The sequence below is a fragment of the Streptomyces sp. VTCC 41912 genome (assembly GCF_045799175.1).
In the GTDB taxonomy this organism is placed as follows: Bacteria; Actinomycetota; Actinomycetes; order Streptomycetales; family Streptomycetaceae; genus Streptomyces; species Streptomyces albulus_C.
This window is the reverse complement of sequence record NZ_JBJMAB010000014.1, coordinates 92,270-105,887: the sequence shown is the minus strand read 5'-3', so window position 1 is coordinate 105,887 and position 13,618 is coordinate 92,270. Positions and strand designations below refer to the sequence as shown.

Annotated in this window: 12 protein-coding genes; 7 read left to right on the top strand and 5 right to left on the bottom strand. The window is 72.6% G+C overall.

Annotation, left to right across the window (positions count from 1 at the left end):
- Nucleotides 1-151 precede the first annotated feature (151 nt).
- Nucleotides 152-2,086 carry a long-chain fatty acid--CoA ligase gene (locus ACJ6WD_RS21130; RefSeq protein ID WP_374206887.1) on the top strand — a complete coding sequence of 645 codons (1,935 nt, stop codon included), beginning with the start codon at nt 152-154 and terminating at the stop codon, nt 2,084-2,086.
- A 168-nt stretch (nt 2,087-2,254) separates the two neighbouring features.
- On the opposite strand, the gene ACJ6WD_RS21125 is transcribed toward ACJ6WD_RS21130, so the two are convergent.
- The 3 genes from ACJ6WD_RS21125 to ACJ6WD_RS21115 all read right to left on the bottom strand — a co-directional run bounded on the left by ACJ6WD_RS21125 (nt 2,255) and on the right by ACJ6WD_RS21115 (nt 3,574).
- On the bottom strand, nt 2,255-2,566 hold the full coding sequence (locus ACJ6WD_RS21125; protein ID WP_016574424.1) for a hypothetical protein: 312 nt from the start codon (nt 2,564-2,566) through the stop codon (nt 2,255-2,257).
- An 18-nt stretch (nt 2,567-2,584) separates the two neighbouring features.
- Nucleotides 2,585-2,722: a hypothetical protein gene (locus ACJ6WD_RS21120; RefSeq protein WP_407616323.1), complete on the bottom strand. Its 138-nt coding sequence runs from the start codon at nt 2,720-2,722 to the stop codon at nt 2,585-2,587.
- A gap of 648 nt (nt 2,723-3,370) precedes the next feature.
- The gene (locus tag ACJ6WD_RS21115) at nt 3,371-3,574 is read right to left on the bottom strand and encodes a cold-shock protein (RefSeq protein WP_016574426.1); all 204 of its coding nucleotides are present in this window, start codon (nt 3,572-3,574) and stop codon (nt 3,371-3,373) included.
- A gap of 250 nt (nt 3,575-3,824) precedes the next feature.
- Between ACJ6WD_RS21115 and ACJ6WD_RS21110 the strand changes: the two genes are divergently transcribed.
- Nucleotides 3,825-4,733, top strand: a complete 909-nt coding sequence (locus ACJ6WD_RS21110; protein WP_233661119.1) for a menaquinone biosynthetic enzyme MqnA/MqnD family protein — start codon at nt 3,825-3,827, stop codon at nt 4,731-4,733.
- Between the two features lie 48 nt (nt 4,734-4,781).
- Here ACJ6WD_RS21110 and ACJ6WD_RS21105 read toward each other — a convergent pair whose 3' ends face one another.
- Nucleotides 4,782-5,960: an alpha/beta hydrolase gene (locus ACJ6WD_RS21105; RefSeq protein ID WP_407616322.1), complete on the bottom strand. Its 1,179-nt coding sequence runs from the start codon at nt 5,958-5,960 to the stop codon at nt 4,782-4,784.
- A 164-nt stretch (nt 5,961-6,124) separates the two neighbouring features.
- On the opposite strand from ACJ6WD_RS21105, the gene ACJ6WD_RS21100 reads away from it, so the two are divergent.
- The 4 genes from ACJ6WD_RS21100 to ACJ6WD_RS21085 all read left to right on the top strand — a co-directional run bounded on the left by ACJ6WD_RS21100 (nt 6,125) and on the right by ACJ6WD_RS21085 (nt 10,888).
- On the top strand, nt 6,125-7,954 hold the full coding sequence (locus tag ACJ6WD_RS21100; RefSeq protein ID WP_331249384.1) for a serine/threonine-protein kinase: 1,830 nt from the start codon (nt 6,125-6,127) through the stop codon (nt 7,952-7,954).
- Between the two features lie 147 nt (nt 7,955-8,101).
- On the top strand, nt 8,102-9,301 hold the full coding sequence (gene mqnC / locus ACJ6WD_RS21095) for a cyclic dehypoxanthinyl futalosine synthase (RefSeq protein ID WP_407616321.1): 1,200 nt from the start codon (nt 8,102-8,104) through the stop codon (nt 9,299-9,301).
- A 47-nt stretch (nt 9,302-9,348) separates the two neighbouring features.
- Nucleotides 9,349-9,903, top strand: coding sequence for an imidazolonepropionase-like domain-containing protein (locus ACJ6WD_RS21090; RefSeq protein ID WP_407616320.1), 555 nt, complete (start codon nt 9,349-9,351; stop codon nt 9,901-9,903).
- Between the two features lie 283 nt (nt 9,904-10,186).
- Nucleotides 10,187-10,888 (top strand): demethylmenaquinone methyltransferase, encoded by a 702-nt coding sequence (locus tag ACJ6WD_RS21085; protein WP_376554739.1) that lies wholly within the window; start codon nt 10,187-10,189, stop codon nt 10,886-10,888.
- A gap of 164 nt (nt 10,889-11,052) precedes the next feature.
- On the opposite strand, the gene ACJ6WD_RS21080 is transcribed toward ACJ6WD_RS21085, so the two are convergent.
- Nucleotides 11,053-12,000 (bottom strand): D-alanyl-D-alanine carboxypeptidase family protein, encoded by a 948-nt coding sequence (locus ACJ6WD_RS21080; protein ID WP_374206886.1) that lies wholly within the window; start codon nt 11,998-12,000, stop codon nt 11,053-11,055.
- 251 nt (nt 12,001-12,251) lie between these two features.
- Between ACJ6WD_RS21080 and ACJ6WD_RS21075 the strand changes: the two genes are divergently transcribed.
- Nucleotides 12,252-13,598, top strand: coding sequence for a geranylgeranyl reductase family protein (locus tag ACJ6WD_RS21075; RefSeq protein WP_308401810.1), 1,347 nt, complete (start codon nt 12,252-12,254; stop codon nt 13,596-13,598).
- Nucleotides 13,599-13,618 lie beyond the last annotated feature (20 nt).

Sequence of the window (13,618 nt, the reverse complement as noted above, 5' to 3'; positions counted from 1 at the left end):
GACGGCGTGCGAGCCGCCGGCGGCGCGGGCGCTCCCGCCCGCACGGCGCGCGAGCCGACGACGCGACGCGACCACGGACCCGCCCCTTCCCCCCTTCCCCTCTTCTCCCTTCCCCCCTGCAACACCAGCGCGCAACACCGAGGAGCCGCTCGTGTTCAACCGCCCCACCGCACCCCCAACCGCCCCCGTTACGAGCGCAGTTACCGCCCCGCGCCTCACCCCGCCCCGCACGACGCTGCGCGACGGCACCGTCCGCGAGGCCACCGTGCCCCCGCTCGCCCCGCCCGTCCGCACCGGCTCGCTGGGCGACATCCCCTTCGCCAACGCCGCCGAGGACCCGGACGCGGCCGTCCTCTCCCGCAAACAGCCCGACGGCACCTGGCGCGACGTCACCGCCGCCGAGTTCGCCGCCGAGGTCCGTGCCGTCGCCAAGGGCCTGATCGCGCACGGCCTCCGCCCCGGCGACCGGCTCGCGATCATGGCCCGGACGACCTACGAGTGGACCCTCCTCGACTTCGCCGCCTGGGCCGCCGGCCTGGTCACCGTCCCCCTCTACCCGACCTCCTCGGCCCACCAGGCGCAGTGGATCCTGCACGACTCGACGGCCCGCGCCTGCGCCGTCGAGGCCGTCGACGAGGCCCGGCTGATCAGCCAGATCCGCGGCCGGCTCCCGTCCCTGGACCACCTCTGGCAGTTCAGCACCGGCGCCGTCGCCCAACTCGTCGACGCCGGCCGGGACCTCCCCGACGAGGTCGTGGACGAACGCCGCGCCACCCTCACCCCCCACGTCCTGGCCACCCTCGTCTACACCTCCGGCACCACCGGCAACCCCAAGGGCTGCGCCCTCACCCACGCCAACTTCTTCGCCGAGGTCGACAACGCCATCGCCCTGCTCCACCCGGTCTTCACGTCGGTCAGCGAGGAGCCCGCCGCCACCCTCCTCTTCCTCCCCCTCTCGCACGTCTTCGGCCGCATGGTCGCCGTCGGCTGCCTGCGCGCCCGGGTCCGCCTCGGGCACGCCGCCAGCATCCAGACCGACGAACTCCTCGCCGACCTCGCGGCCTTCCGCCCCACCTTCCTCCTGGCCATCCCCTACGTCCTGGAGAAGGTCTTCAACACCGGCCGCGCCACCGCCGAGAAGACGGGCCGGGCCGCCTCCTTCGACCGCGCGGCCCGCATCGCCCGCGCCTACGGGGAGGCCGTCGAGGCCCGCGAACACGGGACGGGCCCCGGCCCCGGCGTCGCCCTCAAGGCCGCCCGCACCCTCTACGACCCGCTGGTCTACCGCCGGATCCGCGCCGCCCTCGGAGGCCGGGTCCGCCACGCGATCTGCGGCGGCTCGCCCCTGGGCCACCGCCTCGCCGCCTTCTACTCCGGCGCCGGCATCGAGGTCTTCGAGGGCTACGGCCTGACGGAGACCACCGCCGCGAGCACCCTCACCCCGCCGCTGCGCCCGCGGATCGGCACGGTCGGCTGGCCGCTGCCCGGCAGCGCCGTCCGCATCGCCGACGACGGCGAGGTCCTGCTCCGCGGCCCGCACGTCTTCGCCGGCTACTGGGACGGCGCCCGCAACGCCGTCCGGCCGGCCACCGACCACGACGGCTGGTTGGCCACCGGCGACCTCGGGGCGCTCGACGCCGACGGCTACCTCACCCTCACCGGCCGCAAGAAGGAGATCATCGTGACCAGCGGGGGCAAGAACGTCGCCCCCGCCCCCCTGGAGGACCGGCTCCGCGCCCACCCCCTCGTCGGCCAGTGCATGGTCGTCGGCGACGACCGCCCCTACGTCACCGCCCTGCTCACGCTGGACCCCGACGGCCTCTCCCACTGGCGTCAGATGACCAAGAAGCGCGATGTGCCGCTCACCGAACTCGTCCGCGACGAGCGCCTTCTCGCCGACCTGCAGACCGCCGTCGACGACGCCAACCAGCTGGTCTCCCGCGCCGAGTCGATCCGCCGCTTCGCCGTCCTCGCGGCCGAGTTCTCCGAGCGCACCGGCCACCTCACCCCGTCCCTCAAACTCCGCCGCGCCGCCGTGGCCCGTGACTTCTCCCACGAAATCTCCCAGCTTTACCAAAGGGAGTGAAAGGGAGTGGCCGGGTTTCCGAAAGGGAGCGGCCCGGCTCTGGAGCCACGGCCCTCAGCGCGTCAAACTGGAACCCCGTGTCACCTCTGTGGGGGAGGTGGCACGGGGCCATCGGCATGCCACGCGCCCGGCGGTCCCGCGCGGACGGACCCGGCCGCCGGTGCCCCGTCACCGCGGGGGCAGGGCCACCGCGGTCTGCATCTGGCACGAGTTGCACCAGAACGCCCACCCGTTGGCGTCCACGGACCGCGACCCGCACGCCAGGCACGGATCCCCGACGAAGCTCGCCGCCACCCACGCACCGGCCGAGGCGGCCCGCCGCCCCGCGGCCGTCCGTTCCTCGGCGAAACAGGGGATGCACACGCCGCCCTCCCGGCCGGGCAACTTCATCGGCCGCAACCCGCAGACGGCGCACGGGAGTCTGCCGACGTACTGCGCGTCCAGGCCGACCGGCTTGCCGCTGCTGCTGAAGGCCGCCATCGTCTGCGTCCGCCTCCCCTATGCCAGGACGGTTCCGGTGCCGGCGCAGCCGGAGCACTGCGTGGTGACCTTGTGGCCGCCGAGGGTCTCCCACTCGACGGTGCCCGCACCGCCGCAGTCCGGACACGGCTTCTGCGGGGGCATGCTCTCGCTCATTCTGCCCACGGTAGGACGTGTCATGTGGCCGTGTGACCACTTTCCGTGATCGCGCCCATCGATACGGCAATCGCCCAGTGCGGCTTCCCGGTTCGACCGGGGCCCGGTATTTCCGGAGGCGCCCGAATTCGGGGAGTGTGTGCCTGCCGGCAGGGGATGAGGGGCCGCGAGCCGGCGAAGTGTGCAGGCCAGGGCGGTGCCGCGGGCGCGCGCGGTGGTCGTGACGGCGGGCGGCGACGGGAATTGGCGAGGATTTCCCGGGTCGTGCGATTCCCGGTAATCCGCAATGGGATCTTCCGGTTCCTGCGGTGGCGGGATATTTCCGGGGGCGTTCCGCCGCGGGGGAATTACTCGTTCCGCATCCGGTCGTGATGATCGTCGGCGGGCCTCCGGGGCGGGGGTCTGCCAGGAGGAGAGGGCGGCGCCGGGCGGCGGGCGATCCGCGCCATGTGCCGCGCTGCGGTGGGTCACGGCACGTATTCACGTGGTATTCATTTTTCCGGCATGCGGGCGGGCCGGAAACCGTTCTGCGGCCGGAGCGCACGAAAGGCTGCACAAAAGGCAGGAGCCCCGCTCTCCGCCCGAAGGTGGAGGGGGGCTCCTTGGGTGCTACTGGTCGATCAGATGAGAAAGACCGGAGCGGGTAACTTAGGCCGGGCTGACGTTCTCCGCCTGCGGACCCTTCGGGCCCTGGGTGACGTCGAAGGTGACCTGCTGGTTCTCCTCGAGGGAGCGGAAACCGCTGGCGTTGATCGCGGAGTAGTGGACGAAGACATCCGGGCCGCCGCCGTCCTGGGCGATGAAGCCGAAGCCCTTTTCAGCGTTGAACCACTTGACGGTTCCGGTAGCCATAAGCCCTCCTTGGGCCAAAGGGTCGCCCTGCTCCAGAACCTGCAAAGAAGTCTGAAAACTACAAAAGCCTGCGGGTCACATGCTCCGCAGGCTCTGTACTGCAAGGGAAACCAAACTGCAACTTGGCTTGAGCCTAGCACGGTGCACTCGGGAGGTGGAAGAGCTAAAGATCACGTTTGGCCCTGAGTGGGAATGGCAACACCGGGGCCCCGCCGTCCGGTACCGGAACCGACGGGTCTAGCCTCCGCATGTGGACAATTCAACCTTCGGAGACGCACCCGCGGGCACCGACGCAGACCACCGTCGCAGCCGGCCGCGAGTGGGCCACATCCAGTTCCTGAACTGCCTGCCCCTTTACTGGGGCCTGGCCCGCACGGGCACCCTCCTCGATCTGGACCTCACCAAGGACACCCCGGAGAAGCTCAGCGAGCGCCTGGTGCGCGGGGAGCTCGACATCGCGCCGATCACCCTCGTCGAGTTCCTCCGGGCCGCCGACGACCTCGTGGCCTTCCCCGACCTCGCGGTCGGCTGCGACGGGCCGGTCATGTCCTGCGTGATCGTCTCGCAGAAGCCGTTGGACCAGCTGGACGGCGCCCGGGTCGCCCTCGGGTCGACCTCGCGGACCTCCGTGCGGCTGGCGCAGCTGCTGCTCGCCGAGAAGATCGGCGTGCAGCCCGACTACTTCACCTGCCCGCCGGACCTCGGGCTGATGATGCAGGAGGCCGAGGCGGCGGTGCTGATCGGCGACGCCGCGCTCCGCGCCAACCTGCACGACGCCCCCAAGCTCGGCCTGGAGGTGCACGACCTGGGCCAGATGTGGAAGGACTGGACGGGGCTGCCGTTCGTCTTCGCGGTCTGGGCGGCCCGGCGCGACTACCTGGAGCGCGAGCCGGAGGTGGTCCACGAGGTGCACGAGGCGTTCCTGGCCTCGCGGGACCTCTCGCTGGAGGAGGTCGGCAAGGTCGCCGAGCAGGCGGCCCGATGGGAGCACTTCGACGAGGAACTGCTGGAGCGGTACTTCACGACCCTGGACTTCCGGTTCGGGCCGGACCAACTGCGCGGGGTCACGGAGTTCGCCCGCCGGGTGGGCCCGACCACCGGGTTCCCGGCCGACGTGAAGGTGGAACTGCTCGCGGCGGGCGCCGACGCCCTCGCCTAGGGCGCGCCGCACCGCCGGGCCGGATGCCGCCCCGTCCGGCCGCGCGGGCTACGACGCCGGCGTGGGCGTCGGCGTCGGGCCCAGCAGGACCCGGCTGATGGCCTCCAGGCTCTCGTCCCGCATGCCGCGCAGGTAGCTGCGGGCGTTGTGGCCGCCGCCCTCGATGACGTGCAGCCGGGCGTGCACCGGCCCCTTGGCGTACCGCTCGACGAACCGTTGCAGGTTGGCCCGGCCGCTCTCCTCCGTGCCGACCTGGAACTGCACGTGGACGTCCGGGGCGCCGGGGCGGGCGGCCAGGCGCCGCGCCAGCAGCTCCGGGTCGTTGGCCCGCATCTCCGCCCGGTGGCCGCGCCACAGCGGGGAGTCGGGGCGGGTGTCCGGGCCGCTGGCGATCACCGCCTTGAACCGGTCCGGGTGCTGCAGGACCTGCTTCAGGGCCGCGAACCCGCCGGACGAGGACCCCATGAACGCCCAGCCGTCGCGGCTGGTGAACGTCCGGAAGTTGGCCTTGACCAGGTCGGGGACGTCGTCGGAGAGCCAGGTGCCCATCTTCGGTTGGCCCGGGATGTCGCTGCCGTCGTAGTAGCGCTTGCCGGGGTTGAGGACCGGCATCACGACGAGGAACGGCCGGCTGCGGCCCAGGGCCGTCAGGTCGGTGACGGTCTGCTGGAGCTTGTGGCCGGTCGCCGCCCAGTAGTTGGCGGGGTGGCCGTAACCGCCCGGCAGGGCGATCAGGACCGGGAACGCGCTGGTGCGGTAGCGCTCCTCGTAGTACTCCTTGGGCGCCCAGACCCACACCTTGCCGGTGAAGCCGGACTTGCCGCCGTGCAGGGTGGTGACGCCGATCTTGGTGCCGTCGCCGAGGGTGGCGGCCGTCCGGAACGCGGCCTGCGGACCGCTCGGCATCCGGACCGCCGGCTGCGCCGCCGACGCCCGCACCTGACTCGGCGCCCCGTCGGGCAGCGCACGGCTGAACGACATCGGCTCGCCGGTGTCGTTGAGCACGTCGAGGTACTTCACGGTCGGATAGGCGCAGAGGCCGACCACGGCCACCGCACCGGTCAGGAACGACGCGCGCCAGCGGGGGCGCCGGGCCGACCACCGCGCCCCGTCGGGCCGGGCGGAACGGCCGCGTCCGAGGAAGCGTCCGCGTCGTATCAGGCCGCGCCGTCCGCGACTGTCCTCCCGGTGCGGGGTGTGGGAACGGTCCCCTGGGGTGCGGTGCATGGGCGTTCTCCCGATCTGCCGATGGACGAGCCCTGGGCGAGGAGGTGCGGGGGCGGATGGTCGGCTTGCGCCCTGTTTGATGCGGAAAGCGGGCCCGAGGGTTTCGGCAATCCGACATGACCTGGTTCATAAGCTGGTGCCGCCGTCTTGGAGGGGGAGGCGCCATGGAACCGCTGGCCGACGGGGACCCACGGGCCTTGGGCGGGTACCGGCTGCTCGGGCGCCTGGGCGCGGGCGGTATGGGCCGCGTGTACCTGGGGCGCAGCGCCGGCGGACGGACCGTCGCGGTGAAGGCCGTGCACGCCCAGTACGCCGCCGACGAACAGTTCCGGGCCCGCTTCCGGCGCGAGGTCGCCTCGGCGCGCCGGGTCGGCGGCGCCTGGACCGCGCCCGTCCTGGACGCCGACCCCGACGCCCCTGTGCCCTGGGTCGCCACCGGCTACGTCGCCGGCCCCTCGCTGGCCCGCGCGGTCGCCGACCACGGCCCGCTCGCCGACCGTGCGGTGCGGGCCCTGGGCGCCGGACTGGCCGAGGCGCTCAGCGCGGTGCACGCGCTGGGCCTGGTCCACCGGGACGTCAAACCCTCCAACGTGCTGCTGACCCTGGACGGGCCCCGGCTGATCGACTTCGGGATCGCGCGGGCCACGGACGGCACCGCCTCGCTGACCTCCACCGGGGTCTCCGTCGGCTCGCCCGGCTACATGGCGCCCGAGCAGATCCTCGGCAAGGGGGCCGGGGCCGCCGCCGACGTCTTCTCCCTGGGGGCGGTGCTGGCGTACGCGGCCACCGGGGCCGGCCCGTTCTCCGGGGACTCGTCCGCCGCGCTGCTCTACAAGGTGGTGCACGAGGAACCCGAACTGGGACCGGAACTCGTCGGCGACCTGAGGGAGTTGGTGGCCGCCTGCCTGGCCAAGGAGGCCGTCCGGCGGCCGGCCCCCGAAACGGTCGCGGCCCGACTCGCCGGCGCCCGGGGCGCGGCCGGACTGGTGCGCGCCGGCTGGCTACCGGGCCCCCTGGTCGAGCAGGTCAGCCGCCAGGCGGTGGCCCTGCTCGACCTGGACGCGGGGGCGGATTCCGGTGCGGGGACGGGGCCGGAAACGGCATCCGGTGGGTCGGCGTCCGGTCCGCTCGCCGGCCCCGTTTCCGGCCCCGTTTCCGGCCTCGGCGGGTCCGGGACGGCCTCCGGGCTGATCCCGTTCGATCCGCCGCCGCCCGGGACTCCGCAGGGAACGCCGCCCGGCGCCCTCCAGGGACCTCCGCCGGGACCACCGCCACCGGCCTGGCCGGCGGCCGGCGCCCCGCACCCCGCGGACGCGCCCCCACCACCGCCCGCGCCCCCGGCCGCGCCGCCCTTCTCCTCCCCGTCCGGCCTCGCCGACCTGCCGACCGGCTCCGCGGCGTCCCCGGTCACCGGCTCCAAGGAGCGGCGGATCGCGCTCACCGGCGCGCTGGGCGGCAAGGAGCGGCCCCGGCGGATGAGCTGCACCCTGGTGCTCTCGGTGGCCGGCGCGCTGGCGGTCGCCACCACCACCGCGGTGTTCTTCGGCGTGCTCAAGGGGCCGGGGGGCGGCGGCTCGGCGGCCACGCCGCCGTCCGGGAACCACCCGACGGTCGGGTCCCCCGCGCCGACCGACGCGACCGGCGGCGTCCCGAAGGGCTTCCTCGGCACCTGGAGCGGCACCGTCACCATGGCGAACGGGATCCCCAACGGCACCATGACCAGCGTCATCAAGGCCGGCCACGAGGGCGACGTCGTCGTGCGGACCACCTATGACGTGGTGCTGCTGCGCTGCCGGGCCGCGTCGAGGCTGGTGTCGGCCACCGGCGACAAGCTCGTCCTGCGCGAGAGCCCCGACGGCGAACAGGGACCGGGGTGCACGGGCAACACCTCCACCGTCACGTACGTCCTGGGCAAGGACGGCTCGCTCTCCTTCACCTCGGACGACGAGCGGGGCGGCACCCCGAAGGCCACCCTGGCGAGGAGCGGTGGCTGAGCGACGGAAGGGCCGGCGGAGTAGCAGGCCGGCGGGCCGGACCGCGCGCCGGCCCCCACCGGCGCCGTCGGACCCCTGGCGTACGCTGGTTCAGTCCTGCTTTTCTGCAGTGCTCGCAGTCTGTCCGCCTCCGAAAGGAACGCCCCGGTGACCGAGAACGCCGACCTCCAGTCCGTACTCGACCGCGCCGCGCAGGGCGGCCGCATCACGCCGGAGGAGGCGCTCGACCTCTACCGCTCCGCGCCGTTGCACGCGCTGGGCCAGGCCGCCGACGCCGTGCGCCGCCGCCGTTACGCCGGTACGGAGCACATCGCGACGTACATCATCGAGCGCAACATCAACTACACCAACGTCTGCGTGACGGCGTGCAAGTTCTGCGCCTTCTACGCCGCCCCCAAGGACACCGAGAAGGGCTGGACCCGCGACCTCGACGACATCCTGCGGCGCTGCGCGGAGACCGTCGAACTGGGCGGCACCCAGATCATGTTCCAGGGCGGCCACCACCCGGACTACGGCGTCGAGTACTACGAAGAGCACTTCTCGGCGATCAAGAAGGCGTTCCCGCAGCTGGTCATCCACTCCCTCGGCGCCTCCGAGGTCGAGCACATGGCACGGATCTCGAAGGTCTCCGTCGAGGAGGCGATCTCCCGGATCCACGCCGCGGGCCTGGACTCCTTCGCCGGCGCCGGCGCCGAACTCCTCCCCGCCCGCCCCCGCAAGGCGATCGCGCCGCTGAAGGAGTCCGGCGAGCGCTGGCTGGAGATCATGGAGGCGGCGCACGGGCTCGGCGTCGAGTCGACGTCCACGATGCTGATGGGCACCGGCGAGACCAACGCCGAGCGCATCGAGCACCTGCGGATGATCCGCGAAGTCCAGGACCGCACGGGCGGCTTCCGCGCCTTCATCCCGTACACCTACCAGCCGGAGAACAACCACCTGAAGGGGCGGACGCAGGCCACCCTCTTCGAGTACCTCCGCATGATCGCCATCGCCCGGATCTTCCTCGACAACGTCGCCCACATCCAGGGCTCGTGGCTGACCACCGGCAAGGAGATCGGCCAGCTGTCGCTGCACTACGGCGCGGACGACCTCGGCTCGATCATGCTGGAGGAGAACGTGGTCTCCTCGGCCGGCGCCAAGCACCGCTCCAACCGCCAGGAGATCATCGACCTGATCCGCAAGGCGGGCCGGGTGCCGGCGCAGCGCGCGACGACGTACGAGCACCTCGTCGTGCACGACGACCCGGCCAACGACCCGGTCGACGACCGCGTCGTCTCGCACCTCTCCTCGACGGCCATGGAGGGCGGCACCGCCCACCCGGAACTCAAGCTCGTCGACGCCAACTGACCGCCCGCAACGGGACGTTGACCGAAGAGGAACGCTGACGACACCGGATGCTGACGCTCCACAAGGTGCGGGCCGTGCGGCCCGCACCCAGTGAGGACGCCGAGCCGCTCCCCGGCTACGCGGTCGTCGTCGACGGCGACCGGCTGGCCGCCGTCGGGCCGTACGAGGAACTCGCGGCGGCCTACGGGAGCGCCCGGATCCGGGAGTGGGGCGGGGTGCTGACCCCCGGCCGCCACGAACCGGACGGTGCGGCGCTCCTGGAGGCCGCCTACCACCCCGATCCGCGCGAGGCCGACGAGCTGGGCACGGAGCCGCTGACCGGCGCGGCGCTGGCCGCCCTGTCGATGTCCGAGGCCCGCTGGGGCGCGAGCGCCCGGCGCGGCCTGCAGCGCCTGTTGGCCGCCGGCACCACCTCGCTGGCCGGGCCGTTCACCCGCCCCGCGGTCCGCACGGCGGTGCAGCGTTCCGGCCTCGGCCGGAGCGACGGCCGGTCCCCGGCCCCCCTCGCCCCCGGCGCCCGGGCCGACTTCGCCGTCTTCGCCCCCGACGGCAGCTGCCTGGCCACCGTCCTCGCCGGCCGTCTCGTCCACCGCCGGCGCTGACCCCGCTCCGTACGCCGAGCCGCGCGCCCACGCGCCCCGTCAGGAACGCGTCAAGGCGGCCCCGTCGCACGTCAGGGCGGTGTCAACGGAAGCGGAGCGACGGATTCAGGCCGGCAAGATCGTGATCGCGGGGACGGTCGTCACCCGGCCGCTCACGATGCGTCACGCACCGCTCGACCGCCCGGAACGCCAGAGGGGGGCACGACGGCCGTCCCCGACCAACCGTCCGGCCGCCGGCCGGGGCGGTGCCGGGGGCCGGCGGCGCACGGTGGACAATGGCCCGGTGACCCGAGCATCCCTGGACAAGCAGCCGCACGAAGTCGCCGCGATGTTCGACGACGTGGCGGCACGGTACGACCTCACCAACGACGTGCTCTCCCTGGGCCAGGCGCGGCTCTGGCGCAAGGAGGTGGACCGCGCGGTGGCCGCGCGGCCCGCCGAGCGGGTGCTCGACCTCGCGGCCGGGACCGGCACCTCCTCGCTGCCGTTCACGCGGTCCGGGGCCTACGTCGTGCCGTGCGACTTCTCGGTCGGCATGCTGCGGGAGGGCAAGAAGCGGCACCCGTGGCTGCCGCTCACGGCGGGGGACGGGACCCGGCTGCCGTTCGCGGACGCGGTCTTCGACGCCGTCACGATCTCCTTCGGGCTGCGCAACATCCAGGACACCGGCGCCGCGTTGGCCGAGCTGTACCGGGTCACCAAGCCCGGCGGGCGCGTGGTGATCTGCGAGTTCAGCGAGCCGACCTGGGCGCCCTTCCGGACCGTCTACACCGAGTACCTGATGCGGGCGCTGCCGCCGGTCGCCCGGGCGGTCAGCAGCAACCCGGACGCGTACGTCTACCTCGCGGAGTCCATCCGCACCTGGCCCAACCAGCCGGAGCTGGCCGCCCGCCTCCAGGGCGCGGGCTGGACCGAGGTCGCCTGGCGCAACCTGACCGGCGGGATCGTGGCGCTGCACCGGGGCACCAAGCCGGCCGACGGCTGAGCCGGAGCGCCCGGGCCCTCGACCGGCCCGGAGCGCGCGCCGTGCGGGCGCGCCCCACGCGCGACGAAGGGCCCGCTCCGACCGTGGAACCACGGTCGGGGCGGGCCCTCCAGCCGGCTACCCGTCCGAAGGGGCGCCGGTCCCGTCGTGCGGCGGGACGCGGGTCACTTCTTGAAGGCGTAGTCCATGAGCTTCTTGGCGTCCGCGGTGCGGTTGTTCACCGACGGGGAGGCCAGGACCGTGCCGATGACGGTCTTGCCGCCGCGGGTGGCCGCGAAGACCAGGCAGTACTTGGCCTCCGGGCCCGAACCGGTCTTCACGCCGATGGTGCCCTGGTAGCTGCCGAGCAGGTTGTTGGTGTTGGTCCACGACATGTAGCGGTAGCCGCCGCTCTTCGTCGTGACCTTCTGCTTGGTCGACTTGGTGCCCACGACCGTGCGGAAGGTGGAGTACTTCATCGCGTTGCTGGCGAGCTTGGTCAGGTCGCGCGGCGTCGAGTAGTTCGCGCCACGCCCTATCCCGTCGAACGAGTCGAAGTGGGTGTTCTTCATGCCCAGGCTCTTGGCGGTGGTGTTCATCTGGCCGATGAACGACTTCACCCGGGCGTCCCGGGTCGAGCCGGTGCCGAACTTGTCGGCCAGCGCGTAGGCGGCGTCGCAGCCGGACGGGAGCATCAGCCCGTAGAGCAGCTGGCGGACGGTCACCTTGTCGCCGACGATCAGGTGGGCCGACGAGGCCCAGTTGTTGTTGACGATGTAGTCGCTGTACGCCTTCTGGACCGTGACCTGCGAATCCAGGTTGAGGCCCTTCTGGGCCAGCACCACCCGGGCCGTCATGATCTTGGTGGTGGAGCCGGTGGACCGGCGGGTGTCCGCGGCCTTGGCGAAGAGCGTCGACCCGGTGCCGTTGTTCATCACGAAGCCGCCGGCGGCGGTGATGCTGGGCGTGGGGAGGGTCGCGGCCTGCGCCTGGGAGCCCAACGCGCCGGCGGTCAGGACGGCTCCGGTGGTGACGGCCACCGCGGATGCGCGCCGAATGCCCTTGATGCGCCTGATGCCTTTGATGCCAATTTTCAAGTGGATGCTCCAAATACCCCTGCAGTGCGGGCACATGAGAGTGCCGCTCCCTCTTGAGACACACGGGGCGGGGCAATGGATGCGCGGGCGGGGCTCTTGTTTCGGTCAAGTCCACGAGCCGGGCCCGGGTTCCCTCGGGGGCCGGTGCGCCGACGCCCGCGGCGGGGGCGGGGTGCGCGGACCCGGCGGACGCGGACGGGCAGGGACAACCCTTCAGTTTCCGATCATCAAGGCCCCCATAGACTGCACCTGCCCAGTGCCGGTCGGCACCCAGATATCCACAGCGGATATCCAGATTTCGACTTCCGGGAGACAATGCCGTGACCGAGTCCGCGTCCGTGTCCGAGTCCGCGAGCACCCTCCGATCGGAGCACCGCGCGGACGTGATCGTCGTCGGTGCCGGTCCGGCCGGTTCGGCCACCGCGTACCACCTCGCCAAGTCCGGCCTGGACGTGCTGCTCCTGGAGAAGACCGCGTTCCCGCGCGAGAAGGTGTGCGGCGACGGGCTCACCCCGCGCGCCACCAAGCAGCTGATCGCGATGGGCATCGACATCTCCGAGGAGGCCGGCTGGCTGCGCAACAAGGGCCTGCGCATCATCGGCGGCGGCTCCCGGCTCCAGCTCGACTGGCCGGAACTCGCCTCCTTCCCGGACTACGGTCTGGTCCGCAAGCGCGACGACTTCGACGAGCAGCTGGCCCGGCAGGCGCAGAAGGCCGGGGCCCGGCTCCACGAGCGGTGCAACGTGGGCGCGCCGATCGTCGACGAGCTGACCGGCCACATCACCGGCGTGCACGCCAAGCTCGGCGAGGAGAAGGAGCCGGTGACCTTCCACGCCCCGATCGTGGTCGCCGCCGACGGCAACTCCACCCGGCTGTCGCTGGCGATGGGGCTGCACCGGCGCGAGGACCGGCCGATGGGCGTCGCGGTGCGGACGTACTTCACCTCGCCGCGCCACGACGACGACTACCTGGAGTCCTGGCTGGAGCTGTGGGACCGCCGGGGCGCGCAGGACCGGCTGCTGCCGGGCTACGGCTGGATCTTCGGCATGGGGGACGGCACGAGCAACGTCGGCCTGGGGATCCTCAACTCCAGCTCCGCCTTCCGGGAGCTGGACTGGCGGGAGATCCTCAAGGCGTGGTGCGCCTCGATGCCCGCCGACTGGGGCTACACCCCGGAGAACATGACCGGTCCGATCCGCGGCGCGGCCCTGCCGATGGCCTTCAACCGCCAGCCGCACTACACCAAGGGCCTGCTCCTGGTCGGCGACGCGGGCGGTCTGGTGAACCCGTTCAACGGCGAGGGCATCGCGTACGCCATGGAGTCCGGGGCGATCGCGGCCGAGGTGATCGTCCAGGCGCAGGCCCGTGCGACGTACGCCCAGCGCGAGCTGGCGCTGCACCGCTACCCGAAGGTCCTCAAGGACACCTACGGCGGCTACTACTCCCTGGGCCGGGCGTTCGTGAAGCTGATCGGGAACCCCAAGGTGATGCAGATCGCCACCCAGCGCGGCCTGACCCACCCGCTGCTGATGCGCTTCACGCTCAAGATGCTCGCCAACCTCACCGACCCCACGGGCGGCGACGCGATGGACCGGATCATCAACGGTCTGAGCAAGGTCGCGCCGAAGGCCTGACGCGCGTCGCACGCCGGCCC